Origin of the sequence: Pseudomonas sp. UME65 (assembly GCF_014170225.1) — a bacterium.
GTDB classification, from domain to species: domain Bacteria; phylum Pseudomonadota; class Gammaproteobacteria; order Pseudomonadales; family Pseudomonadaceae; genus Aquipseudomonas; species Aquipseudomonas protegens.
This window is the reverse complement of sequence record NZ_LZZQ01000014.1, coordinates 386441-408754: the sequence shown is the minus strand read 5'-3', so window position 1 is coordinate 408754 and position 22314 is coordinate 386441. Positions and strand designations below refer to the sequence as shown.

Annotated in this window: 25 protein-coding genes; 18 read left to right on the top strand and 7 right to left on the bottom strand. The window is 65.6% G+C overall.

Features of this window, described 5'->3' with window-relative positions:
- Positions 1 to 45: 45 nt before the first annotated feature.
- Both A9971_RS21995 and A9971_RS21990 read left to right on the top strand, forming a co-directional pair.
- On the top strand, positions 46 to 2718 hold the full coding sequence (locus tag A9971_RS21995) for a sensor histidine kinase KdpD (RefSeq protein ID WP_019093585.1): 2673 nt from the start codon (positions 46 to 48) through the stop codon (positions 2716 to 2718).
- Positions 2715 to 3407: a response regulator gene (locus A9971_RS21990; protein ID WP_011062823.1), complete on the top strand. Its 693-nt coding sequence runs from the start codon at positions 2715 to 2717 to the stop codon at positions 3405 to 3407. The genes A9971_RS21995 and A9971_RS21990 overlap by 4 nt, the downstream gene beginning before the upstream one ends.
- Here the strand turns inward: A9971_RS21990 and A9971_RS21985 are convergent.
- Positions 3386 to 3526, bottom strand: a complete 141-nt coding sequence (locus tag A9971_RS21985; protein ID WP_015636715.1) for a hypothetical protein — start codon at positions 3524 to 3526, stop codon at positions 3386 to 3388. The two genes, A9971_RS21990 and A9971_RS21985, sit on opposite strands and share 22 nt — an antisense overlap.
- 211 nt (positions 3527 to 3737) lie before the next feature.
- Here A9971_RS21985 and A9971_RS21980 point away from each other — a divergent pair, with 211 nt between their 5' ends.
- Entirely contained in the window at positions 3738 to 4235 is a 498-nt protein-coding gene (locus A9971_RS21980) for a GNAT family N-acetyltransferase (RefSeq protein WP_011062822.1), read from the top strand.
- A gap of 34 nt (positions 4236 to 4269) precedes the next feature.
- On the opposite strand, the gene A9971_RS21975 is transcribed toward A9971_RS21980, so the two are convergent.
- Positions 4270 to 4755 (bottom strand): GNAT family N-acetyltransferase, encoded by a 486-nt coding sequence (locus tag A9971_RS21975; protein ID WP_041752502.1) that lies wholly within the window; start codon positions 4753 to 4755, stop codon positions 4270 to 4272.
- 182 nt (positions 4756 to 4937) lie between these two features.
- On the opposite strand from A9971_RS21975, the gene A9971_RS21970 reads away from it, so the two are divergent.
- From A9971_RS21970 to A9971_RS21955, 4 genes are all read left to right on the top strand, one after another.
- Positions 4938 to 5372, top strand: coding sequence for an SgcJ/EcaC family oxidoreductase (locus A9971_RS21970; protein WP_015636712.1), 435 nt, complete (start codon positions 4938 to 4940; stop codon positions 5370 to 5372).
- 67 nt (positions 5373 to 5439) lie between these two features.
- Complete coding sequence (locus tag A9971_RS21965) at positions 5440 to 5784, top strand: YciI family protein (protein ID WP_182999994.1); 345 nt, start codon at positions 5440 to 5442, stop codon at positions 5782 to 5784.
- Between the two features lie 26 nt (positions 5785 to 5810).
- A complete protein-coding gene (locus tag A9971_RS21960) occupies positions 5811 to 6302 on the top strand; it encodes an SRPBCC family protein (protein WP_011062818.1) in 492 nt (163 codons plus the stop codon).
- Entirely contained in the window at positions 6302 to 7549 is a 1248-nt protein-coding gene (locus A9971_RS21955) for an RNA polymerase sigma factor (protein WP_011062817.1), read from the top strand. The genes A9971_RS21960 and A9971_RS21955 overlap by 1 nt, the downstream gene beginning before the upstream one ends.
- A 52-nt stretch (positions 7550 to 7601) precedes the next feature.
- On the opposite strand, the gene A9971_RS21950 is transcribed toward A9971_RS21955, so the two are convergent.
- Complete coding sequence (locus A9971_RS21950) at positions 7602 to 8327, bottom strand: SDR family oxidoreductase (protein WP_019093591.1); 726 nt, start codon at positions 8325 to 8327, stop codon at positions 7602 to 7604.
- A gap of 111 nt (positions 8328 to 8438) precedes the next feature.
- On the opposite strand from A9971_RS21950, the gene A9971_RS21945 reads away from it, so the two are divergent.
- Positions 8439 to 9263 carry a LysR family transcriptional regulator gene (locus tag A9971_RS21945; RefSeq protein WP_041752501.1) on the top strand — a complete coding sequence of 275 codons (825 nt, stop codon included), beginning with the start codon at positions 8439 to 8441 and terminating at the stop codon, positions 9261 to 9263.
- 22 nt (positions 9264 to 9285) lie between these two features.
- On the opposite strand, the gene A9971_RS21940 is transcribed toward A9971_RS21945, so the two are convergent.
- Positions 9286 to 10140 (bottom strand): LysR family transcriptional regulator, encoded by an 855-nt coding sequence (locus A9971_RS21940; protein WP_015636709.1) that lies wholly within the window; start codon positions 10138 to 10140, stop codon positions 9286 to 9288.
- A gap of 88 nt (positions 10141 to 10228) precedes the next feature.
- On the opposite strand from A9971_RS21940, the gene A9971_RS21935 reads away from it, so the two are divergent.
- Positions 10229 to 10663 carry a multidrug/biocide efflux PACE transporter gene (locus A9971_RS21935; protein WP_011062813.1) on the top strand — a complete coding sequence of 145 codons (435 nt, stop codon included), beginning with the start codon at positions 10229 to 10231 and terminating at the stop codon, positions 10661 to 10663.
- 7 nt (positions 10664 to 10670) lie between these two features.
- Here the strand turns inward: A9971_RS21935 and A9971_RS21930 are convergent, their stop codons facing one another.
- Positions 10671 to 11318 (bottom strand): TetR/AcrR family transcriptional regulator, encoded by a 648-nt coding sequence (locus tag A9971_RS21930; protein WP_019093593.1) that lies wholly within the window; start codon positions 11316 to 11318, stop codon positions 10671 to 10673.
- 151 nt (positions 11319 to 11469) lie between these two features.
- On the opposite strand from A9971_RS21930, the gene A9971_RS21925 reads away from it, so the two are divergent.
- Genes A9971_RS21925 through A9971_RS21910 form a run of 4 tightly spaced genes read left to right on the top strand, consistent with a single transcriptional unit; the run spans position 11470 to position 14957 of the window.
- On the top strand, positions 11470 to 12078 hold the full coding sequence (locus A9971_RS21925; RefSeq protein ID WP_015636707.1) for a paraquat-inducible protein A: 609 nt from the start codon (positions 11470 to 11472) through the stop codon (positions 12076 to 12078).
- Entirely contained in the window at positions 12078 to 12692 is a 615-nt protein-coding gene (locus A9971_RS21920; RefSeq protein ID WP_011062811.1) for a paraquat-inducible protein A, read from the top strand. The genes A9971_RS21925 and A9971_RS21920 overlap by 1 nt, the downstream gene beginning before the upstream one ends.
- Positions 12685 to 14376: an intermembrane transport protein PqiB gene (locus A9971_RS21915; protein WP_015636705.1), complete on the top strand. Its 1692-nt coding sequence runs from the start codon at positions 12685 to 12687 to the stop codon at positions 14374 to 14376. Before A9971_RS21920 ends, A9971_RS21915 begins: the two co-directional genes overlap by 8 nt.
- Entirely contained in the window at positions 14373 to 14957 is a 585-nt protein-coding gene (locus A9971_RS21910) for a membrane integrity-associated transporter subunit PqiC (RefSeq protein ID WP_019093594.1), read from the top strand. Before A9971_RS21915 ends, A9971_RS21910 begins: the two co-directional genes overlap by 4 nt.
- Positions 14958 to 15017: 60 nt before the next feature.
- On the opposite strand, the gene A9971_RS21905 is transcribed toward A9971_RS21910, so the two are convergent.
- Entirely contained in the window at positions 15018 to 15935 is a 918-nt protein-coding gene (locus A9971_RS21905) for a LysR family transcriptional regulator (protein ID WP_011062808.1), read from the bottom strand.
- A 199-nt stretch (positions 15936 to 16134) separates the two neighbouring features.
- Here A9971_RS21905 and A9971_RS21900 point away from each other — a divergent pair, with 199 nt between their 5' ends.
- The 5 genes from A9971_RS21900 (at position 16135) to A9971_RS21880 (ending at position 20455) form a co-directional block, all read left to right on the top strand.
- The gene (locus tag A9971_RS21900) at positions 16135 to 16893 is read left to right on the top strand and encodes a 5-oxoprolinase subunit PxpA (protein WP_182999993.1); all 759 of its coding nucleotides are present in this window, start codon (positions 16135 to 16137) and stop codon (positions 16891 to 16893) included.
- A 95-nt stretch (positions 16894 to 16988) separates the two neighbouring features.
- Positions 16989 to 17231, top strand: a complete 243-nt coding sequence (locus A9971_RS21895) for an acetyl-CoA carboxylase (RefSeq protein WP_011062806.1) — start codon at positions 16989 to 16991, stop codon at positions 17229 to 17231.
- A 10-nt stretch (positions 17232 to 17241) separates the two neighbouring features.
- Entirely contained in the window at positions 17242 to 18615 is a 1374-nt protein-coding gene (locus A9971_RS21890) for an acetyl-CoA carboxylase biotin carboxylase subunit (RefSeq protein WP_072450733.1), read from the top strand.
- Complete coding sequence (locus A9971_RS21885) at positions 18612 to 19484, top strand: allophanate hydrolase subunit 1 (RefSeq protein ID WP_015636702.1); 873 nt, start codon at positions 18612 to 18614, stop codon at positions 19482 to 19484. The genes A9971_RS21890 and A9971_RS21885 overlap by 4 nt, the downstream gene beginning before the upstream one ends.
- On the top strand, positions 19481 to 20455 hold the full coding sequence (locus A9971_RS21880) for a biotin-dependent carboxyltransferase family protein (RefSeq protein ID WP_015636701.1): 975 nt from the start codon (positions 19481 to 19483) through the stop codon (positions 20453 to 20455). Before A9971_RS21885 ends, A9971_RS21880 begins: the two co-directional genes overlap by 4 nt.
- A gap of 132 nt (positions 20456 to 20587) precedes the next feature.
- On the opposite strand, the gene A9971_RS21875 is transcribed toward A9971_RS21880, so the two are convergent.
- A complete protein-coding gene (locus A9971_RS21875; RefSeq protein ID WP_015636700.1) occupies positions 20588 to 22198 on the bottom strand; it encodes an inorganic phosphate transporter in 1611 nt (536 codons plus the stop codon).
- Between the last annotated feature and the right edge of the window lie 116 nt (positions 22199 to 22314).

Genomic DNA, 22314 nt, shown 5'->3' with positions numbered 1-22314 from the left:
CGCCTTGTCCATTTAAGGATGCACATGGCTGTTCTCGATGCTGACATGCCGCCCCGCGACGGTCGCCCCGATCCCGATGCGCTGCTGGAAAAACTGCAGCAGGACGAGCAAGCGGCCCAACGGGGCAAACTGCGGATCTATTTCGGTTCCAACGCCGGAGTCGGCAAGACCTGCGCCATGCTCACCGCGGCGCGCAACGAAGTGGCCCAGGGCCGCGACGTGGTGGCCGGGGTGGTGGAAACCCATGGCCGGCGGGAAACCGCCGAGCTGCTGCAAGGGCTGCAAGTGCTGGAGCGCCACCGCCTGATGCACCGCGACTACGCGTTGCCGGAGTTCGACCTGGATGCCGCCCTGGCGCGCCACCCGGCGGTGCTGCTGGTGGACGAGCTGGCCCACAGCAACGTGCCCGGCTCGCGCCATCCCAAGCGCTGGCAGGACGTGGAGGAATTGCTGCGGGCCGGCATCGATGTCTGGACCACCCTCAACGTCCAGCACCTGGAAAGCCTCAACGACATCGTCAGCGGGATCATCGGCATCCGGGTGCGCGAGACGGTGCCCGACCACCTGTTCGACGAAGCCCACGAAGTGCTGGTGATCGACCTGCCGCCGGATGACCTGCTGCGCCGCCTCAAGGACGGCAAGGTCTACCTCGGGCCCCAGGCCGAACGCGCTTCACGGCATTTCTTTCGCAAGGGCAACCTGCTGGCCCTGCGTGAACTGACCCTGCGCCGCACCGCCGACCGGGTCGATGCACAGATGCGCGACTATCGCCGCGAGCGTTCGATCAATGCCTTGTGGCCGGCTCGCGAGCGCTTGCTGGTGGGGATCGCCGGCGACCCGGCGGACGAGCGCCTGGTGCGCGAAGCCGCGCGCCTGGCGCAAAAGCTCGAAGCCGACTGGATGGTGGTGCACGTGGCTTCGGCCCAGCGCCGTGGCGCCGGCGCCGCCCGTTATGCGGCGGCCATGAAGACCCTGGCCCTGGCCGCCGAGTTTGGCGCCGAGACCGCCACTTTGCCCGGCATGGATGTCGCCGAAGCCCTGGTGGCCTGCGCTCGCGAGCACAACGCCAATCGCCTGGTGCTGGGCCATTACCCGCGCAAGGTCTGGCAGTTCTGGCACCAGTCGGTGAGCGACCGCATCAGCCGCCAGCACCCGGAAATCGACCAGATCGTGATCGCCAACGGGCCCTTGAGCCGGCGCCCTGCGCCAGTGGACAAGCCCGAGGCCGGCCTGCCGCCCAGCCGCGCGCCGGCCTACCTGTGGGCGAGCCTGGCGTGCTTTGCCGCCACCGCGGTGGCGGCGCTGCTGCTCAAAGTGTTCGACCCGGCCAACGTGGTCATGCTGTTCCTGCTGACCGTGGTCCTGGTGGCGCTGCGCTACGGGCGGGGCCCCGGCGTCTGGGCGGCGATGCTGGCGGTGCTGTGCTTCGATTTCTTCTTCGTCCAGCCGGTGTGGTCGTTCACGGTCAACGACACCCAGTACTTCTTCACCTTCGCCCTGATGCTGGGGATTGCCCTGATCACCGGCCAGCTCACCGCGCGCCTGCGCCATGAAGCGCGTACCGCGGCCGCGGGCGAGCGCCGTGCCACCTCCCTGGCCGGGCTGGCCCGTGAGCTGTCGGCGGCGTTGACCGAGGAGCAGATCTGCGCCGTGGCCTTGCGTACCTTCAGTGGGGTGTTCGAGGCCCGGGTCGGGCTGGCGTTGCCGGATGCCGAGAACCGGGTGCGGGCGCTGAGCGCCAATACCCTGGCCATTGACGAGAGCATCGCCCAGTGGGCCTATGACCACGACCAACCGGCCGGGCGCGGCACCGATACCCTGGCGGCGGCCAAGGGCTGCTATCTGCCGCTCAAGGCGCCGATGCGGGTGCGTGGCGTGCTGGTGCTTGAAGCCGAGGATGCCGAGCGCCTCAAGGAGCCGGAAGAACAGCGCCTGCTGGAGGCCTGCATGAGCCAGCTGGCGATTGCCCTGGAGCGCGTGCATTACGTCGAGGTGGCCCAGAGCACTGTGCTGCAGATGGAGGGCGAGCGCATGCGCAACACCCTGCTGGCGGCGATTTCCCATGACCTGCGCACGCCCTTGACCACCATCATCGGCGCCGCCGACGCCGCCTTGCCCCACGCTGCGCAGGGCCCGCTCAAGCACCTGCTGGCAGGGATTCACGATCAGGCCTCGTCCATGCAGCGGCTGATCGAGAACCTGCTGGACATGGCGCGCATGCAGGAGCGCGGGGTACGCCTGAATCGCCAGTGGAACTCCCTGGAGGAGATTGTCGGCAGTGCCCTGCGCCAGCTGCGCGAGCCCCTGGCCGGGCATCAATTGCGAGTGGCCATGGCGCCGCAGCTGCCCTTGGTGGAAGTGGACGCGCTGTTGCTGGAGCGGGTGCTGGTGAACCTTTTGGACAACGCCGCCAAGTACACCCCGGCCGGGACCCTGGTGCAGATCAGCGCCCGCCAGGTCGACCAGCAGATCATCCTGCAGGTCAGCGACAGCGGCCCGGGCTGCCCGAAGGGCAGTTCCCCGGCCAGCCTGTTCGAAGCCTTCAGTCGCGGTCAGCAGGAATCCGCCGTGGCCGGCATCGGCCTGGGCCTGGCCCTGGCCAAACGTATCGTCGAGGCCCATGGCGGGCGCATCGAGGCCCAGCCTCATGCCGATGCCGGGCTGAGTTTTGTCATCACCTTGCCGGCGGGTCAGCCGCCTTCCATGGAAACCCTATGAGCAGCGCACGCATCCTGATCGTCGAGGACGAAGCCAATATCCGCCGTTTCGTCGGTATCGCCCTGGAGGACGAAGGTTTCCAGGTGTTCGAGGCCGACAGCGTCAAGCGCGCCCTGATCCATGCCGCCAGCCGCCAGCCGGACCTGGTGATCGTCGACCTGGGCCTGCCGGACGGCGACGGCAAGCAGTTGATCAGCGAGCTGCGCGGCTGGCTGGCGGTGCCGATCCTGGTGCTGTCGGCCCGGGATCGGGAGGACGAGAAAGTCGCCGCCCTGGATGCCGGCGCCGACGACTACCTGGTCAAGCCGTTCGGCGTGCCGGAACTGCTGGCGCGGATTCGCGCGCAACTGCGCCGTCATGGCCAGAGCGGTACGGCGGCCGCCACCAGCAAGGTGGCCTTTGGTGCCATCGAGGTCGACCTGGCCACCCATGAGGTGCGCCGCGAAGGGCTGCCTGTGCACCTCACGCCGATCGAGTACCGTCTGCTCTGCGCGCTGATCCGTGGCCAGAGCCGGGTGCTGACCCATCGCCAGTTGCTGCTGGAAGTCTGGGGCCTGGACTACGTCGACCGCGCCCATTACCTGCGGGTGCACATGGCCCATCTGCGGCAGAAGCTGGAGGCCGATCCGGCCCAGCCCCAGCATCTGATCACCGAGTTGCAGGTGGGTTACCGCCTGGTGGGGCTGTGATCCCGGCCCAGGGATTTTTCGCCGCGGCGCCGTTCGTGGACAAAGTCGATGTACAGGGTGATACAGCCGAAGGCGGCAATGCCGAACAGCAGTAGAAGGCCGATCTGGATATTGCTCATGGGAAAGCTCCTGGGGGCAGGACGGGGCGGTTCCGGCCCGCTCGGGCCGGCCACCCTGACGTCGGGGAGCTGATAGATAAGCCCTTGGCGCAGGCGTTGCCAGGGCTTATATGAAAGCTTTACGGCGGCCCCTTCGATCCCTATGCAATGCATACGCAGGCTGCACTGTTGATAGAATCGGCGGTCCTTCTCCGACCCCAGGTTGCCGCCCATGACCGCTTCGACTCCGCTGATCCGCACCGTCCTGCCCACCGACCTGGACCGCTGCTTTGCCATCGAGACCCTGGCCTACGAAGGCGACGAGGCCGCGACCCGGGACAAGATCGCCACCCGCATCGCCACCTGGCCCGAAGGTTTCATCGTTGCCGAAGTGCAGGGTGTGGTGGCCGGCTTCATCAACTCCGGCGCTACCTTCGATGTGCAGATGGCCGACGAGGCCTTCAAGGAACTGATCGGCCACGACCCGGCGGGCCCGGAAGTGGTGATCATGTCGGTGGTGGTGCACCCGGACTTCCAGGGCCTGGGCCTGTCCCGGCACCTGCTGCAAGCCTTCATCGCGCGCATGCGCGAACTGGGCAAGGCGCGCATCCACCTGATGTGCAAGGAACGCCATGTACCGCTGTACCAGCGCTTTGGTTTTGTCTACATCAAGGCGTCGGAGTCGGACCACGGCGGCATGGCCTGGCACGAGATGGTGCAGTCGCTGTAGAGCGGATATCGGGTTTGCAGCGGCGGGCCCGGGGTCAGAACGCCAGCGCCATCCGCCGTTCATAGCCGATCCGGCCCTTGCAGGCTTCGCCGTTTTCCACCCAGCCCAGTTTGCTGTACAGCCTGAGGGCCGGCTGGTTGTCGCTGTCCACCGCCAGGGTCAGGCCCTTGAGCTCGGGCCAGGCCTGGCGGGCGGCCTCAGGCACCGCTTGCAGGCAGGCCTGGCCGAAGCCCCGGCCCTGGTGCCGCCGGTCCACTTGCAGGGCGTGCAGGCTGGCGCTGTCGGCATCGGCCCAGGCCGGCAGGCAGGGCGGGCGCTTGAGCAGCAGGAAGGCCACCGGCCACTCCTCGCTGAGCAGGGCAAAGCCCCTGATTGCTCCCCGCGGCGCGTTGCCGAGGGTGTACAGCGCGCCATGAATGTCCCCGCTAAACGCCTTCTGTCCGGGCAGCACCTCAAGCTCCAGCAAGCGGGCATGCTGGTGGCTGTCGAGCTGTTCGTAAGGCACCAGGCGAGTGGTCACGGGCACGTAGATCCGGTGGGGGGAGGGGGCGGATTCTAGCGATTTTGCCCCGCGGGTAAATTTTTTTATGCGCAGTGTCGATTGCGCGAATGGCCAGACGACTAAGGGTGAACTGAACATTCAACGGCGTGGGTGCAGGGGGTGTTCAGCAGCGGTTCATTCCATTCATGAGGAGTTTGGCCATGCACAATCCATCCAACGAAGCGCAGATCCGCAGCCTGATCGACAGCTGGCAACAGGCTGTGATGGCCCGGGATATCCAGCGTATTGTCAGTTACTACGCCGACGACATCACCTCTTTCGACGCGGTCGGTGCCTTGCAATTCAAGGGCAAGGCCGCCTATCGCGAACACTGGGAAGCGTGCATGCAGGTCTGCCCCGGCCCGGGCATTTTCGAGTTCCATCAGTTGCAGGTGCTGGCCGACGAAGAGCTGGCCTTCGCCCACTGGCTGGCCCATTGCGGTGGCACCGATGCCGAGGGCGTGACCAAGGCCTGCTGGATGCGGGTGAGTGCCGCTTACCAGCGCCGTGCGGGCCAATGGCTGGTGGTGCACGAGCACTGGTCGGCGCCGTTCGACATGCTCACCGGGACCACCCAGTTCGACCTGCAACCCTGAGCAACCAGCGGTTCGCCAAAGCGGCGAACAGCGACCATAGTTGCTCAGCCCGAATCCGGAGGTGCCCATGAAATACCTATGCCTGGTCTACAGCGACGAACAGTTGCTGCACAGCCTGTCCGACAGCCCCGAGGATGCCGAGTGCCTGGCCTATGCCGAGTCGGTCCAGGGCAGCGGGCGGATGCTTGCCGCCGAGGCGCTGCAATCGGTGCACACCGCCACCACGGTGCGCATGCGTGGCGGCAAGCTGTCGATCACCGATGGCCCGTTCGCCGAAACCAAGGAACAGTTGGCCGGTTTCTACCTGATCCAGGCCAAGGACTTGAACGAGGCGCTCCAGGTGGCCGGGCAGATACCGGCGGCCCGGGTCGGCAGTGTCGAAGTGCGTCCGGTACGTGAATTGAATCCCTGAAAACAACGATAAACAGGAGTTTCGCGATGACTTTCCAGACCGCGGGCCGCAAGCCCGCTGAGCATGAACTGTCCATCAGCCGCCTGATCGACGCGCCGCGCAACAAGGTCTTTCGCGCCTGGACCGAGCCGGCCTTGCTGGCGCAATGGTGGGGGCCCCACGGCATGACCACTCCGGAGTGTGAAATGGACCTGTGGGTCGGCGGCCAGTTTCGTACCCTGATGCGCGCCCCGGACGGCAGCGAGTACCCGACCATGGGGGTGTTCCTGGAGATCGCCGCGCCGTCGCGGCTGGTGTTTACCGACGCCTACCTGCCGGGCTGGATCCCCTCGGGCAAGCCGTTCATGACCGCTGAAGTGACCTTCGAGGAGCAGGGCGACCAGACCCTCTACACTGCCCGCGCCATGCACTGGACCGAGGCCGATCGCAAGGCCCATGAGGCCATGGGCTTTCACGAGGGCTGGGGGCAGAGCCTGGAGCGCCTGGTGGCCCTGGTCACCCGGGACCTGCCGGACTGATGAGCGACCAGCCTCGGGAAGTCATCGCGGCAACGGTGGCGCAGGTCTACCGCGAGCAGTCGCGGCGGATCCTCGCCACCCTGATCCGCCTGCTGGGGGATTTCGACCTGGCCGAGGAGGCGCTGCATGAAGCCTTCTTCGTGGCGGTGGAGCGCTGGCGCAGCGATGGCGTGCCGGACAACCCGCGGGCCTGGCTGGTGTCCGTCGGCCGCTTCAAGGCCATCGACGCCCTGCGTCGCCGGGCGCGCTTCGCGGCGTCACAGGCGGCGCTGCTCAGCCAGCTCGAGCAACTGGAACAGGACGACTGGAGCGCCGAGGACGTGCAAGACGATCGCCTGCGCCTGATCTTCACCTGCTGCCACCCGGCGCTGGCGGCGGATGCCCAGGTACCCCTGACCCTGCGGGAGATCTGCGACCTGAGCACCGAGGAAATCGCCCGGGCCTTTCTGGCCACGCCGGCCACCATCGCCCAGCGCATCGTGCGTGCCAAGGCGAAGATCCGCGATGCGCGGATTCCCTACCAGGTGCCGGCGTTGAGCGAGCTGCCCGAGCGCCTGGAGAGCGTGCTGCGGGTGATCTACCTGGTGTTCAACGAAGGGTATTCGGCTTCCATGGGCGCCGAGCTGACCCGGGAGGACCTGACCCGCGAAGCCATCCGCCTGGGCTACCTGCTGCTGGAACTGTTGCCGGAAGCGGAGGTGATGGGCCTGCTGGCGCTGATGCTGTTGCACGAGTCACGGCGTGGCGCGCGCCTTTCCAGCGACGGCGAGCTGGTCCTGCTGGACGAGCAGGATCGCGGGTTGTGGCAGCAGGACTTGATCGAGCAGGGCTGTGCCCTGGTAGAGCGCGGCCTGCGCAGCGGCCAGGCCGGGCCCTATTGCCTGCAGGCGGCGATTGCCGCGGTGCATGCCGAAGCGCCGAGTGCAGCACAGACCGACTGGCCGCAGATCGTCGGTTTGTATGACGTGCTGCTGCGCCTGCAGCCTTCGCCGGTGATCGAGCTCAACCGTGCCGTGGCCCTGGCCCAGCGCGACGGGCCCGGTGCCGGGCTGGCGCAAGTGGAAGCGATCCTGCTGCGCGGCGACTTGCAGGATTACCACCTGGCCCATGCCGCTCGTGCCGACTTCTGCCGGCAACTGGGGCATATCGCCGCGGCGCGCCAGTCCTACCAGCGGGCCCTGGCCCTGGTCCGGCAAGCCCCCGAGCGGCGCTTCCTCGAACAGCGCCTGGCCCAGCTCCCCCAGTAGCCGCTGCCGAAGGCTGCGACCGAACCCGCCGGGGCGCCAACCTCGCCCCGGCTCAAGCCTGCTGCCGGGTCGCCGCCAGGACGATCTCGCGGATACACACTTGCTGCGGCTGCTGGTAGGCAAAGGCAATGGCCCCGGCCACGTCGTCTGCACTCAGCACCGTACCGCCCATGTCCTGTTTCCAGGCCTGGTAACCGGCCTTGATGGCCTCGTCGGTGGTGTGGCTCAGCAGTTCGGTTTCTACCGCACCGGGGGCGATGGTGATGACCCGCACATTGTGCGGCGCCAGCTCTTCGCGCAGGTTTTCCGAGAGCCCGTGGACCGCGAACTTGGTGCCGACATAGGCCACGTGGTTGGCAAAGGTCTTGCGCCCGGCCACCGAACTGACGTTGATCAGGGTGCCCTGGCGGCGCTCGATCATCCCGGACACCACGGCGTGCACGCCATTGAGCAGCCCCTTGACGTTGACGTCGAGCATGCGCTCCCACTGCTGCGGGTCCTGCCGGCTGATGTCCCCCAGGAGCATGACCCCGGCGTTGTTGATCAGGGCGTCCGCCGGGCCGAACCGCGCTTCGGCCTCCTCCACGGCGGCCAGCAGTGCGGCGCGGTCGGTGATGTCCACCGCGCGGCTCAGGCTGTCGGGCAGTTCCAGGGCGTGCAGGCGCTCGACGCGCCGGGCCAGCAGCAGGAGGGGATGGCCGGCCGCCGACAGCAGGCGGGCGGTGGCCTCGCCGATGCCCGAACTGGCGCCGGTGATGATGACGAGAGGCTTGCTCATGGGAGGACTCCAGGAATAAGAAAAATGCATGGCTTTACGGGGCGGGCAGTATATTTAGCCCTCTTGAGGCTGAAAAATGCCTTATTCCTCTGTCTGTCATCGGTATTTCCTATGGATATCCGCCATCTCAAAGCCTTCCTTGCGGTGTTCGAGGAGCGCAACATCACCGCTGCCGCCCAGCGCTTGTGCATCAGCCAGCCGACCTTGTCGGTGACCATCAAACAGCTTGAGGACGAGTTGGGGGCGCAGTTGTTCCTGCGCCAGCCACGGGGTGTTGAAGTCAGCGAGCAGGCGCGGGTGCTGTATCCCCAGGCCCGGCGCATGGTGGCCGAGGCCGAGAGCTTGAGCCGTCTGTTTCGCCAGGACGAAAGCCGTTTGGCGCTGGAGCTGGGAGTAGAAGGTGATATTGCCGACAGCCAGGTCTCCGCTTTCGTACGAATGGCCCAGCAGGCGTTGCCCAACCTGTTGCTGACCTTGCAGGAAGGCTGTGTCGGCGACGCGCGCCTGGCGGTGGAAGAGCTGTGCTGCGAGGACGAATTGTTCCTGCCGTTATGGGAGGAGCCTTATGTGCTGGCGGTGCCGGTGGGGCACAGGCTGCTGGAGCAAGAGCAGCCCCAGCCCCGGGTGGAGGACTGGGTCACTTGCCCGGAGCACGCCTCGCACCAGCGCCTGATGGCGCTCTATGGCGGTGCTGTGCAAGCCCAGGCCGGGCATGCCGGGAGCTTGAAGCAGGCGCTGAACATGGTGGCGGCGGGCCTGGGGGTGGCGATGCTGCCGCTGTCGCTGGTGCAGGGCCGCGAGGGAGTAGAAAGCCGGGCCTTACACCTGCCGGCGCCCAGCCGGCGGATCGGCTTGTGCTACGCCGTGCAGGCGCTGGAGTCGGCGACCTTGCGCACGCTGCATGACTACTTGCGCACCCTGCGGCCAATCGGCTAGCGGGCGGCGCTGACGAGCGCGGTCATTGCAGCATCTGCGCCAGCAACCAGCTGCCCGCCGGCCCTGGCGGGTGCAGGCGCGACCAGAGCGCGTCCACCGCCACGGTGCGCGGCCAGCCACGCACGTTCAGCTCCTGCAACTTGCCCGCGCCAAAACCTTCCACCAGCCAGCGCGGCAGGGGCGCCCAGCCAAAGCCGCCCTGGGCCATCTCCAGCAGCATCAGGTAGCTGGGGGCCGACCAGACCCGGCCCTGGCAGCGGCTGTCGTAGGGGTTGAGCACGGTGGCCAGACGCAATTCACGGTGCTGGCGCAGGCTTTCCTCATCGACCCGGGCCTGCTGCGCCAAGGGATGCTTGCAGGCCACGTAGAGGGAAATCTCACTGCGCTCTTGCATGGTCTTGTGCTCCAGGTCCGCCGGGTAGTCGGCCTGCATCTCGGCAAAGGCGATCTGCGCCCGGCCGCTCTGCACCAGGGCGATCAGGTCTTCGCACTCGGCAATCAGGCATTCCAGCTCGAGGTCCGGGTAACGCTGCTCGAAGGCGCTCAGGCTGCTTTCGAAGCGATCCGACTGGTAGGTGTCCGACAGCGCCACCGTGAGTTTCGCCTCAATGCCCTGGGACAGCTGGCTGGCGGCCATTTCCAGGCGGCTGGTGGCAGCCAGGATTGCTTCGGCACGCTGCAGCAGCACATGCCCGGCCGGGGTCAGGCCGGGCTTGCGGCTGGAACGGTCGAAAAGCTGCACGTCGAGGTCGATCTCCAGGCTGGCCACCGCCGCACTGATGGTGGACTGGCTCTTGCCCAGCTTGCGCGCGGCAGCGGAAAAGGAACCTTGGGTGGCTGCCTGGACAAACGCCAGCAGCACTTCATGTGAGGCCATGAACTATCGCCCTGCTCGATGGTTATTGATTATGAAGTATCGGCCTTGTCCTGGAAGATCGGCAACACATTCATTCAAGGAGCCGACCATGAGCCTTCAGAAATCCCTTAACGAACGCATCTTCCAGGCGGTAGGTTTTGAACTGCTGGCGGTGCTGATCTGCACCCCGCTGCTGTCCTGGATCATGGACAAGCCCATGGCCGACATGGGCCTGGTGACCATCGGCATCGGCCTGTTGGCTCTGGCCTGGAACGTGGTGTTCAACGGCCTGTTCGACCGGTTACTCAAGCGCTTGCAGTGGGTCCACAACGGCTGGACCCGGGTCCTGCATGCGTTGATGTTCGAAGGCGGGCTGGTGGCAGTGGGCGTACCGATGATTGCCTGGTGGCTGAATATCAGCCTGCTGCAGGCGTTCATCCTGGACATCGGCGTGCTGCTGTTCTTCCTGCCGTACACCTATGTCTATCACTGGGTCTACGACGTGCTGCGGGACAAGTGGCTGCAACAGCGCCTGGCTCACTGAGCCGGTTTCAGGGCGCCGGGTGCCGCCCTTCGATGGCAGCCAGATAGGCTTCCAGCGCCCGCGGCACTTCTTCGAGCAGCAGCTGGCTCTTGAACTCGGGGTGTTCCAGGGCCAGGTGGAACAGGCCGATGGGCAGGCCGAGCATGGCCATGGCGTAGGCCTCGCGCTCGGCGGCACTGGCCCGGGGAAGGCGCAGCGCCAGGACCTGGCGATAGACGCTCTTGATCTGCAGGCGCAGGTCCGGGGCCTGCAACTGGCCCATGGCAAACCCCGGGTTGATCATCAGCAGCAGGTCGGGGTGCTGCTCCAGGTATTCGAGGATCGGCAGCACCATGCGCTCTATCACTTGCCGGCCACTGGACCCCGTCCAGACCTGCGGAGCAACCGCCAGCAGGTCGCTGGTGATGGTGCTCAGGGCTTCGATGTGGCGCTGGCCCAGGGCTTCGAGCACTTGCTGCTTGTCACTGAAAAAATGATAGAGCGAGCCGATGGAGGTACCGGCCAGCCGGGCGATGCCGTGCATGGTCAGGTTCGCCGCCCCCTGGCTGGGCAGTAGCCGGGCACAAGCGTCGAGGATCGCCATCACCCGTTCGTGGCCACGGGACTGTTTGGGGGCTCGGTGGGGAGCGGCGGGGGAGGGAATGGATTCGGTCATGGTCAGCGAAATGTCCGGGGGCGCCTATTATGGCGTAGAGCGTGGGGTGCAGTCCTAGAGAAAACTAGACACCATCCTCTACTTTTGCAGAAAATACCCGGCTTCGGGTTCCGTTCAGTGAACCTGCTGTCCTCCTGACTATCTGAAGGCCATGACTATTTCCCGCAACTGGATCATCTGCGAACACTGCGATTCGTTGTACGAGTCCGTGCCGCTCGGCAAAGGCCAGACGGCCCAGTGCTCGCGCTGTGGCGCGGTACTGGCCCGTGCCCGTTGGCTGAGTGTGCAGCAGCTGTTGGCCCTGTCGATCACCGCCGGGTTGTTGTTCGTCTTCGCCAATCTGTTTCCGGTGATCAAGATCAGCCTCGAAGGCCTGAGCAACGAGGCGACCCTCTGGCAATCGGTGGAGGCCCTGGCCCAGGGCCGCATCAGCCTGATTGCCGCGATCACCGGCCTGACCATCATTCTCGCGCCGTGCCTGCAGATCATCCTGCTGTGCTGGGTGCTGGGGTTTGCCAATGTGGGGCGCGCCGCGCCCGGCTTCAAGGCCAGCATGCGCGCTCTGGAGCACCTGCGGCCCTGGAGCATGCTGGAGGTGTGCCTGCTGGGGATCCTGGTGGCCATCGTCAAGCTGGCGGGGATGCTCGATGTGCATCCGGGGCTGGGGCTGTGGGCCCTGGCGATGCTCACGGTGCTGATCATCCTGATTTCCGGCAAGGACATCCGCTACCTCTGGGATGACCTGGAGGGCCGCTACTGATGAGCGCTCCACCCTACGCCCGGGACCACCAATTGATGCTGTGCCACACCTGTGGCCAGGTCTGCCAGGCGTCCGAGCATCAATGCCCGCGCTGCGATGCGCCGGTGCATGCGCGCAAGCCCAACAGCCTGGCGCGCACCTGGGCCTTTCTCCTGGCCAGCCTGATCTTCTACATTCCGGCCAACCTGCTGCCGGTGATGCACACCAGCATCTTTGGCAGCGCCAGTGAAAACACCATCATGAGTGGCGTGGTGGAGTTCTGGAAACACGGTTCCTGGGACATCGCCCTGCTGATCTTCATCGCCAGCGTGGTGGTGCCCTGCAGCAAGTTCTTTGTCCTCGGCACCCTGCTGGTGACCTGCCAGCGCCGCAGCCTCTGGGCCCAGCGCGAGCGGGCCAAGCTCTATCGTTTCATCGAGCTGATCGGCTACTGGTCGATGCTCGACGTGCTGGTGGTGGCCCTGGTGGCGGCCCTGGTGCAGTTTCGTGCCCTGAGTTCGATCGACCCGCGCATGGGTATTCTGTTTTTTGGTTTGGTGGTGGTGCTGACGATGTTGGCGGCCATGAGTTTCGATCCCCGGCTTATCTGGGACGCAGAGGTTGAAGATGTCTGATCATCCAGGTTCCAACGCAGCAAATCCCCCGCCCGTTCCTGGCGCTCCGGCGCTGCGCACGCGGCGTTTCAATGTCTCGCTGGTGTGGCTGGTGCCGATTGTCGCGGCCCTGGTGGGGCTGTCGATGGTGGTGCACAACTCACTCTCGGCGGGGCCGGAAATCAGCATCAGCTTCCAGACCGCCGAAGGCCTGGAAGCCAACAAGACCCAGGTTAAGTACAAGAACGTGGTGATCGGCAAGGTGACCTCCATCGCCCTGAGCGACGACCGCAAGAAGGTGGTGGCCAAGGTCGAGCTGGACCAGTCCGCTGAACCCTTCACCGCTGACGATTCGCTGTTCTGGGTGGTGCGCCCGCGAATCGGCGCCAATGGCATTTCCGGGGTCGACACCCTGCTTTCCGGGGCCTTTATCGGCGCCGATGCCGGCAAGTCGGAAAAACGCAAGGACAGCTTCAAGGGCCTGGAAACCCCGCCGCCCATCACCTATGGGCAGAAGGGCAAACGCTTTACCCTGCACACCGATGACCTGGGCTCGCTGGACATCGGCTCGCCGGTTTATTACCGGCGCATCGAGGTGGGGCAGGTGGTGTCCTACCAGTTGGCCAACAGCGGCAAGGGCGTGGACGTGAAGATCTTCGTCAACTCGCCCAACGATAAGTACGTCACCACCGACACCCGTTTCTGGAACGCCAGCGGCGTCGACGTGACCCTCGGCGCCAACGGTTTGAAGGTCAACACCGAGTCGGTGTCGTCGATCCTCGCCGGCGGCATTGCCTTCGTCGAACCCAAGTACAGCCCCAACGCCAAGCCGGCTGACGAGAACGCCGAGTACACCCTGTTCGGCGACCAGGACACCGCCCTGGCGCCGCCCGACGGCGCGCCCTATTACATTCGCATGCGCTTCGACCAGGCCTTGCGCGGCCTGTCGGTGAATGCCCCGGTGGAGTTCCTCGGGGTGAACATCGGCAAGGTGGTGTCCATGGACCTGGACTACGACGAGCAGCGCAAGTATTTTCCGACCCTGGTCGGCGCGGTGATCTACCCCGAGCGGCTGGGCAAGGCCCACGAAAAGCTGGTGAAGCAGACCGGCGGCGAAGACGACGCCCGCTCGGCGAAACTGATCGGCGCCTTCGTCAAGAACGGCCTGCGCGCCCAGCCCCGCAGCGGCAACCTGCTGACCGGCCAGCTGTACATCTCCCTGGACTTTGTCACCAACGCCAAGCCGGTGGCCTATGACGCTACCGCACGGCCCCTGGAGATTCCCACTGTGCCTGGCAGCATGGACAAGTTGCAGGAGCAGTTGCAGGCCGTGGTGGACAAGATCAGCAAGCTGCCGATCGACTCCATTGCCGCCAACCTCAATGGCAGCCTGGCGGAGATGCAGAAGACCCTCAAACAGGTCAACGGCGAAGTGCTGCCACAGATGCGCGACACCCTGGAGCAATCCAAGAAGACCCTGGCCAGCGCCAACGAGAGTTTCTCCGAAGACTCGCCGCAGCGGCAGAAACTCGGCCAGGCCATGGAGGAAGTGCAGCGCACCGCGCGTTCGGTGCGGGTGCTCAGCGATTTCCTCGGGCGTCATCCTGAAGCGCTGATCCGCGGGCGCCTCAAAGACAATCAACCGGATGCCTACCAGTCGCCATCCTCCTCTGTTCGCGAATCCGTACCGGAAGCCCAGCCATGAAAACCCGTGCCCTGTTGCTCTGCCTGACCCTGGGACTTGCCGCCTGCAGCTCCGCGCCCACCCATTACTACACCCTGCTGCCACCGGTGGCCGAAGGCAGCAGCGCGGCCCGCACCGGGGGCCCGCAGTTCGAAATGTCCACGGTGCGGATTCCGGTCCAGGTGGACCAGCCGCAACTGGTGGTGCGCCAGGACAGCGGCACCCTGGCGATCCTCGAAACCCAGCGCTGGAGCGCGCCGCTGGTGGATGAGTTCCACGACGCCCTGGCCAGCCAGATGGAGCAGAAGCTGGGTACCCGTAACCTTGAAGGCCTGCCCAAGCAGCCCGGGCGCCCGGTGCTGTCGTTGCAGACCGATGTGCGGCGCTTCGAGTCCCTGCCCGGGCGCTATGCACTGATCGATGTGGTCTGGAGCCTGCGCCAGCGGGGTGAGGGCGGCCCGGCCCGCAGCCTGACCTGCAGCAGCCAGATCCGCCAGCCGGCGGGTGTGGAACTGAACAGCCTGGTCCAGGCCCATCAACAGGCCATCGCCCAGTTGGCCGGGCAGATCGCCGCCGCCGCGCAACGCTGGACCTGCCCCTGAATCACCCTGTAGCCGCTGGCGCAGGCTGCGAACGGCTCAGCAGGTGACGGGGCCACACGCTCAGCGCCGGGCGCTGAGTTGCTGGGGCGCCAGGAAGGCGTCGTGGAAATAATCGCGCAGGGCCTGCATGGCCGGGGTGAAGGTACGCTCGCGGTGCCAGGCCAGCCCCACGCTCATGGGCGTGACCGCATCGCTCAGGCTCAGGGTCTCGATACGCTTGCCTTCCAGTGACCAGGGCCGGTGCACCAGATCCGAGAGGATCGCCACGCCGCTGCCGTTGGCCACCATGCTGCGCACCGCTTCCACCGAGCTGGTGCGCACGCGCACCCGGGGCTGCTGGCCGGCCTGTTCCCAATAACGCATGGCGCTTTGCTCGGCTTCGTCGACGGTGAGCAGGATGAACGGCTCCTCGGCCACGTCCGCCAGGCTGATGCTGCTGCGCTCGCACAGCGGATGGTGGGCCGGCAGCCACAGCCGGCGCTCGGAGTTGAACAGGGTCTGCGAGACGATGTCCGGGTGCGTCAGGTTGGCGGTGAGTACCACTGCCATGTCGAAGCGGCCTTCCAGCAAGCCTTGCTCGATGGCCTGGCGTTCCTGTTCATGGAGCTCGATGGTGACGTCCGGGTGCCAGTGCTGCAGGCGCTGCAGGTGGTGCGGCAGGAAGTAGCCGATCACCGTGTAGCTGGCCGCCAGGTGCAATACGCCGCTGGCCCGATAGTCCGGCAACGGGCTGTTCAGGGCATCTTCGACGCTGCGCAGGATCACGTAGGCGCGGTTGAGAAAATGCCGCCCGGCATCGGTCAGGTTCATGCCCTGGGCCGAGCGCACGAACAGCTGCACGGCGAGCATCGCCTCCAGCTCCTTGATCGCCGTGGTCACCGCCGACTGGGAAATATTCAAGTGCAGTGCCGCCTGGGAAATCTGCCCGATCTCGGCGGTAGCAACGAAATAGCGCACCTGGCGCAAGGTCAACGACACGGCCCATTCCCCTCTAACGCTGCAGGAGCCGGCTTGCCGGCGAAGGCGATCTTGCAAGCGCCTGCGCCGTCACGCATCACGCTGCCTGTTAGCTTTATCTGTTTTTCAGAACAAGCTCTATCTGATAATAGATCTTCCCAAGGGGTCAAGGGCGCTCTAATTTTCGTCGCACGAAGTCACGAGAGTTGGAGCAACAGTGATGCAGGCAGTGGATTTCAATTCGGACATGGGCGAGAGCTTCGGCCCGTGGACCATCGGCGATGGCGTCGACAACGAGCTGATGGGCTTTATCAGCTCGGCCAATATCGCCACCGGCTTTCACGCCGGCGACCCCGGCACCATGCGCCGCACCATCGAACAGGCCAAGCGCCTGGGGGTGGCCATCGGCGCCCATCCGGGGTTTCGCGACCTGGTGGGTTTCGGCCGCCGGCACATCAATGCCCCGGCCCAGGAGCTGGTGGACGACATGCTCTATCAGCTTGGCGCCCTGCGGGAAATGGCCCGGGTACAAGGCGTGAAGCTGCAGCACATCAAGCCTCATGGTGCGCTCTACATGCACCTGGCCCGGGACGAGGAAGCGGCGCGGCTGCTGGTGCAAAACCTGCGCCGGCTGGAGCCCGAGTTGCTGCTGTATTGCATGCCCAATTCGGTGATCTGGCGTGTGGCCCAAGAGCTGGGGCAGCCGCTGATCCGCGAGTTCTACGCCGACCGCGACTACGACCTCAGCGGCTCCATCGTGTTTACCCGCAACGTCCGCGCCCTGGACCCGGCAGCCGTGGCGGCCAAGGTGCTGCGCGCCTGCCAGACCGGCCTGGTACGCACCGTCGAAGGCGAGGAGCTGTTTCTCGAATTCGATTCCATCTGCCTGCACAGCGACACCCCCGGCGCCCTGGATCTGGTGCAGGCCACCCGAACGGCGCTGGATCAGGCCGGCATCGAGGTCCGCGCACCGCGTTGAGGCGCATCGACACGAAGCACCGCGCACAGACGCGGGGTTCATCTGGTTTTGTTTTTTTTGCCTGCCTTTCTACAACTATTCCAAAAGGAACAGACATGGCCGAATACAGTGTTATCACCCCCTTGCCGGGCACCTTTTATCGCAAGGCCACCCCGGAGTCGGCGCCTTTCGTCGAGGTCGGCGACAGCGTCAGCGCCGATACCGTGATCGGCCTGATCGAAGTCATGAAGCAGTTTTCCGAACTGACCGCCGGGAGCGCGGGTCAAGTCAGCGCCTTTCTGGTGGAAGACGGTGATCCGGTGGAACCGGGTCAGGTCGTCGCGACGCTCGAACAGTGAGGGCCGGGGCATGACTGGATCAATCAACAAATTGCTGGTGGCCAACCGTGGCGAGATTGCCGTGCGCATCATTCGCGCGGCCAAGGCCCTGGGGATTCCCACCGTTGCCGCCTGCAGTGAGGCGGATGCCGATTCCATGGCCGCACGTATGGCCGATGAAGTGCAGATCATCGGCCCGGCGCGGGCCGACAAGAGCTACCTGAATGTCCAGGCCCTGCTCGGTGCCTTGCAGGCCAGCGGTGCCAACGCGGTACATCCGGGCTATGGCTTTCTTTCCGAGAATGCCGACTTCGCCGAGGCGGTGGTCGAGGCCGGGGCGATCTTCGTCGGTCCCAGTGCCGAAACCATCCGCCGCATGGGTGACAAGGCCGAAGCCCGGCGCACTGCGCAGGCGGCGGGAGTGCCGGTGGTACCGGGCTCCCCAGGAGAACTCTTCGACCTGGACAGTGCGCTGGCGGCCGCTGAAGTCGTGGGCTTTCCGCTATTGATCAAGGCCAGTGCCGGCGGTGGCGGGCGCGGGATCCGCCTGGCCCGGGACGCGGCGCAATTGGCCGAGGAATTCCCTCGGGCGCAACGCGAAGCCCAGACGGCTTTCGGCAACGGCGCAGTGTACCTGGAGCGTTTCATTGGCCGTGCGCGGCACATCGAAGTCCAGGTGTTGGGCGATGGCAAACACGCGGTGCACCTGTTCGAACGCGAGTGTTCGCTGCAACGGCGGCGGCAGAAGATCTTCGAGGAAGCGCCGTCGCCGGTACTCAGTGCCGAGCAGCGTGAGCAGTTGTGCAGCAGCGCCGTGCGCCTCACCCAAGCCTTGGGCTACCAGGGCGCGGGCACTCTGGAATACCTCTACGACGACAGCACCGGCGAGTTCTTCTTTATCGAGATGAACACGCGGATCCAGGTGGAGCACCCCATCAGCGAGCTGATCACCGGCATCGATCTGGTCCAGGCCATGCTGCGTATTGCCGGGGGCGAGCCCCTGGGTTTGCGCCAGAGTGATATCCGGCTTAACGGCGCGGCCTTGCAGATGCGCCTGAACGCCGAAGATCCGGCGCGGGATTTCTTCCCCAGCCCGGGCAAGGTCGAGCAGTTGATCTGGCCGCAAGGCGCCGGGGTGCGAGTCGATAGCCACCTGTACCCGGGCTATGCTGTGCCGCCTTACTACGACTCGCTGCTGGCCAAGCTGATCGTCCACGGCCGTGACCGCGGCGAGGCTCTGGCCCGGGCGCGGATTGCCGTGGAGCACACCACCCTGACCGGCATGGCCAGCACCTTGTCGCTGCACCGTGAACTGCTGGCCGAACCCTGGCTGGAGCAGGCCGACTTTCACACCGGAACCCTGGAAACCTGGCTGGCCGAGCGCCGCGCCGGAGGTGTCGCATGAACCTGCCTATCCGCTACAGCTTTGGTGCCGACGAGCACCTGTTCGCCGAAGTCAGCGACAGCATGTCCCTGGAAGCCTTCTTCAAGGGCATGGCGGTGACCCGCGCGGTGGAGCGCCTGGAATTGGATGGCGTGCTGGATGTGTGCCTGGCCAATGCTTCGTTCCAGATCCGCTTCGACCCGGACCGCATCGCCCCGCACACCCTGCTGGAGGCGGTGCAACAGGCCGAGGCCTGCGCGGTGGCCGAGCGCAGCCTGCATACCCGGATCATCGAGATCCCGGTGCTCTACAACGACCCCTGGACCCATGAAACCCTGATGCGTTTTCGCGACCGGCACCAGGACCCCAGCGCCACCGATCTTGAGTACGCGGCGCGGATCAACGGCCTGGCGGATGTCGAAGCCTTTATCGCCGCCCACAGCGGCGCGCCCTGGTTCGTCTCCATGGTGGGCTTTGTGGCGGGCCTGCCGTTCATGTTCCAGATGGTCGAACGTGAACGGCAACTGCAGGTGCCCAAGTACCTGCGGCCACGCACCGATACGCCAAAACTGACCCTGGGCCATGGCGGCTGTTTTGGCTGCATCTACTCGGTGCGCGGCGCCGGCGGCTACCAGATGTTCGGCGTCACCCCGGCGCCGATCTACGACCCGCAGCAACAGTTGGCCTACCTCAAGCAGCACATGGTGTTCTTCCGTCCGGGGGACATCGTGCAGTTCAAGCCCATTGACCGCCAGGCCTATGACCTTGCCGTGGCCGAGGTCGAGGCCGGGCGTTTCGACTTGCGCATCCGCGAGGTGGAGTTTTCCCTGGATGCCTTTCTCGCCGACCCGGTCGGCTATCCCACGTCGCTGCAGGAGGTGCTGGCATGATCAAGGTCATCAAACCGGGCCTGGCCACATCGGTACAGGACCTGGGTCGCGAAGGTTTCTATCACCTGGGGATTCCGCCGTCCGGGGCCCTGGACCAGTACGCCCTGAGCGCCGCCAACCAGCTGGTGGGCAACCCGGCGGGGGCAGCGGGGCTGGAGTGCACCTTGCTCGGCCCTGAGCTTGCATTCAGCACCGATGCCCTGGTGGCGGTCTGCGGTGCCCACATGACCCCCAAGCTCGATGGCGTGGACATGCACCTGGACACCGCCTTTGCGGTCAAGGCCGGGCAAGTGCTGCGCTTCGACTTTCCCAAGGCCGGGGCCCGGGCGTATCTGGCGGTGGCCGGTGGCATCGATGTGCCGCTGGTGCTGGGCAGCCGCTCGACTTACGCCCTGGGTACCCTGGGTGGTTTCCAGGGCCGGCGCCTGGTGGCGGGTGATGAGCTGCCGGTGGGCGTCGCCAGCGGCAAAAGCCGTCCCGGTGCCAGCTTGCCCATGGCGCTGCGCCAGTCCCTGGGGGGCGAAATCACCCTGCGGGTGGTGCCGGGCCTGTACTACGAGCGCTTGAGCGAGGCGGCCAAGGCCAGCTTCTTCGCCGAACCCTGGACCGTGGGCTCGGAGGCGGACCGCATCGGCTATCGCTTCAAGGGCGGCAGCGCCTTGAGTTTCCAGCCACGGGAGCAGCCGTTCGGTGCCGGTTCCGATCCGTCGAACATCGTCGACAGCTGCTATCCCATCGGTTCGATCCAGGTGCCGGCGGGGCTCGAACCCATCGTCCTGCACCGGGACGCGGTGTCCGGTGGTGGCTACGCGATGATCGGCACGGTGATCAGCGCCGACCTCGACCTGATCGGCCAGATGCAGCCCAACCAGAAGGCCCGTTTTGTCGCGGTGACCCTGGAAGAAGCGCTGGAGGCCCGGCGTTCCTACAAGAAAAAGCTCAGTTGCCTGAGCAAGTTGTTCCCTTCCTGACCTTCTTGCTCGTGTAGCCGCTGGGAGCCTGAGGCTGCTGCAGGTTTGGCGAGGGATCGCCAGGCAAGGCCCCGCGGGCCTTTTCGCAGCCTCGCAGGCTCGGCAGCGGTTACAGAGGGGGAGGCATGCCCCTCAGAACAGCTGAGTGAACAACCAGTACAGGCTGCCGGACAGCAGGATCGCCGCCGGCAGGGTCAGCACCCAGGCCATGGCCAGGTTGCGGATGGTGCGCATCTGTAAGCCGCCGCCATTGGCCACCATGGTCCCGGCCACCCCCGAGGACAGCACATGGGTGGTGGACACCGGCAGGCCGAACATGTCCGCCGCGCCGATGGTCAGCATCGCCACGGTTTCCGCCGAGGCACCCTGGGCGTAGGTCAGGTGGGTCTTGCCGATCTTTTCGCCAACGGTGACCACGATGCGCTTCCAGCCCACCATGGTGCCCAGGCCAAGGGCGATGGCCACGGCGATCTTCACCCACAGCGGAATGAAGCGCGTGGCGTTGTCGATCTGTTGCTTGAACAGTTGCAGTTTGTCCCGGGTGTCCTGGTCGAAGTGGCCTACCTGATTCTTGTCCATCAGGCGGATCGCCTCGCTGGTCAGGTACATGTCGTTGCGCACGTTGCCCATGGCTTCGGCGGGCACCTTGGCCAGCGAACCGTAGCCCTTCACTTCAGTGCCGATGGCGCCGGTCAGGGCGGCCAGCGCGGGGATCAGTTCCGGTGTCGCTTCCTTGCTGCGCATGTACTCGGAGAGCACCGCGCGGGAATCGGCCGGCGCCGGTTGCGGGGCACTCTTCACCAGGGCCTGCTGGGTGACTTCGGCCACCGCGGCGAATTGCAGCGACTGGTCGGCGGGCATGGTGCGGTTCAAGGCGTAGGCCATGGGCAGGGTGCCCACCAGGATCAGCATGATCAGGCCCATGCCTTTCTGGCCGTCGTTGGAACCGTGGGCGAAGGACACGCCGGTGCAGGTCAGGATCAGCAGCCCGCGAATCCACCAGGGCGGCGGTGCGTCGCCCTTGGGTGCCTTGTACAGGGCACGGTTCTTGACGAACAGGCGCAGGGCCAACAGCAGCAGGGCGGCGAACACGAAGCCGATCAGGGGCGAGAACAGCAGGGCGTAGCCGACCTTGGTGGCCTGGCCCCAGTCCACGCCGCTGGTGCCGTCGCGGCCATGCATCAGGGCATTGGCCACGCCGACACCGATGATCGAGCCGATCAGGGTGTGGGAAGACGAAGCCGGCAGGCCCAGCCACCAGGTGCCGAGGTTCCATAGGATGGCGGCGATCAGCAGGGCGAAGATCATCGCGAAACCGGCGGAGGAACCCACCTGCAGGATCAGTTCCACCGGCAGCAGGGCGATGATGCCGAAAGCCACCGCGCCGCTGGACAGCAGTACGCCGAGGAAGTTGAACAGGCCGGACCAGACCACCGCGAACTGCGGCGGTAGCGAGTGGGTGTAGATCACCGTGGCCACGGCGTTGGCGGTGTCATGGAAACCGTTGACGAACTCGAAGCCCAGGGCGATCAGCAACGCCACGCCCAGGAGCAGGAACGGGGTCCAGGTGGTGACCGTGGTGCCCAGCTCGTGCATGTCGTGCACCAGGCTGTAGGCGGTGAACAGCAAGCCCATGGCCAGCACCGCGAAGAAGGCGACGAGGGTGAAGGGGCCGGGCTTTTTATCCAGTTGCGGTTTGCTGTCGAGGTTGGACGAAGCGGCAGTCAGGGACGGGGTGGCCATTGCTGGACAATCCTGTGGCGAGAAGGAGTGCTGCCCATGATCGTTGCTGAATGTTACAGGGAGGCTGCCTCAGGTCATGGTTTACGCGATTGAGCCGTTCCGTTGATCAGATCGAT

Excerpts from the sequence above, each read along its gene's own strand:
- A9971_RS21995 (WP_019093585.1), top strand. The coding sequence starts at position 46 with ATGCCGCCCCGCGACGGTCGCCCCGATCCCGATGCGCTGCTGGAAAAA.
- A9971_RS21990 (WP_011062823.1), top strand. The coding sequence starts at position 2,715 with ATGAGCAGCGCACGCATCCTGATCGTCGAGGACGAAGCCAATATCCGC.
- A9971_RS21985 (WP_015636715.1), bottom strand. The coding sequence starts at position 3,526 with ATGAGCAATATCCAGATCGGCCTTCTACTGCTGTTCGGCATTGCCGCC.
- A9971_RS21980 (WP_011062822.1), top strand. The coding sequence starts at position 3,738 with ATGACCGCTTCGACTCCGCTGATCCGCACCGTCCTGCCCACCGACCTG.
- A9971_RS21970 (WP_015636712.1), top strand. The coding sequence starts at position 4,938 with ATGCACAATCCATCCAACGAAGCGCAGATCCGCAGCCTGATCGACAGC.
- A9971_RS21965 (WP_182999994.1), top strand. The coding sequence starts at position 5,440 with ATGAAATACCTATGCCTGGTCTACAGCGACGAACAGTTGCTGCACAGC.
- A9971_RS21960 (WP_011062818.1), top strand. The coding sequence starts at position 5,811 with ATGACTTTCCAGACCGCGGGCCGCAAGCCCGCTGAGCATGAACTGTCC.
- A9971_RS21955 (WP_011062817.1), top strand. The coding sequence starts at position 6,302 with ATGAGCGACCAGCCTCGGGAAGTCATCGCGGCAACGGTGGCGCAGGTC.
- A9971_RS21950 (WP_019093591.1), bottom strand. The coding sequence starts at position 8,327 with ATGAGCAAGCCTCTCGTCATCATCACCGGCGCCAGTTCGGGCATCGGC.
- A9971_RS21945 (WP_041752501.1), top strand. The coding sequence starts at position 8,439 with ATGGATATCCGCCATCTCAAAGCCTTCCTTGCGGTGTTCGAGGAGCGC.
- A9971_RS21940 (WP_015636709.1), bottom strand. The coding sequence starts at position 10,140 with ATGGCCTCACATGAAGTGCTGCTGGCGTTTGTCCAGGCAGCCACCCAA.
- A9971_RS21935 (WP_011062813.1), top strand. The coding sequence starts at position 10,229 with ATGAGCCTTCAGAAATCCCTTAACGAACGCATCTTCCAGGCGGTAGGT.
- A9971_RS21930 (WP_019093593.1), bottom strand. The coding sequence starts at position 11,318 with ATGACCGAATCCATTCCCTCCCCCGCCGCTCCCCACCGAGCCCCCAAA.
- A9971_RS21925 (WP_015636707.1), top strand. The coding sequence starts at position 11,470 with ATGACTATTTCCCGCAACTGGATCATCTGCGAACACTGCGATTCGTTG.
- A9971_RS21920 (WP_011062811.1), top strand. The coding sequence starts at position 12,078 with ATGAGCGCTCCACCCTACGCCCGGGACCACCAATTGATGCTGTGCCAC.
- A9971_RS21915 (WP_015636705.1), top strand. The coding sequence starts at position 12,685 with ATGTCTGATCATCCAGGTTCCAACGCAGCAAATCCCCCGCCCGTTCCT.
- A9971_RS21910 (WP_019093594.1), top strand. The coding sequence starts at position 14,373 with ATGAAAACCCGTGCCCTGTTGCTCTGCCTGACCCTGGGACTTGCCGCC.
- A9971_RS21900 (WP_182999993.1), top strand. The coding sequence starts at position 16,135 with ATGCAGGCAGTGGATTTCAATTCGGACATGGGCGAGAGCTTCGGCCCG.
- A9971_RS21895 (WP_011062806.1), top strand. The coding sequence starts at position 16,989 with ATGGCCGAATACAGTGTTATCACCCCCTTGCCGGGCACCTTTTATCGC.
- A9971_RS21890 (WP_072450733.1), top strand. The coding sequence starts at position 17,242 with ATGACTGGATCAATCAACAAATTGCTGGTGGCCAACCGTGGCGAGATT.
- A9971_RS21885 (WP_015636702.1), top strand. The coding sequence starts at position 18,612 with ATGAACCTGCCTATCCGCTACAGCTTTGGTGCCGACGAGCACCTGTTC.
- A9971_RS21880 (WP_015636701.1), top strand. The coding sequence starts at position 19,481 with ATGATCAAGGTCATCAAACCGGGCCTGGCCACATCGGTACAGGACCTG.
- A9971_RS21875 (WP_015636700.1), bottom strand. The coding sequence starts at position 22,198 with ATGGCCACCCCGTCCCTGACTGCCGCTTCGTCCAACCTCGACAGCAAA.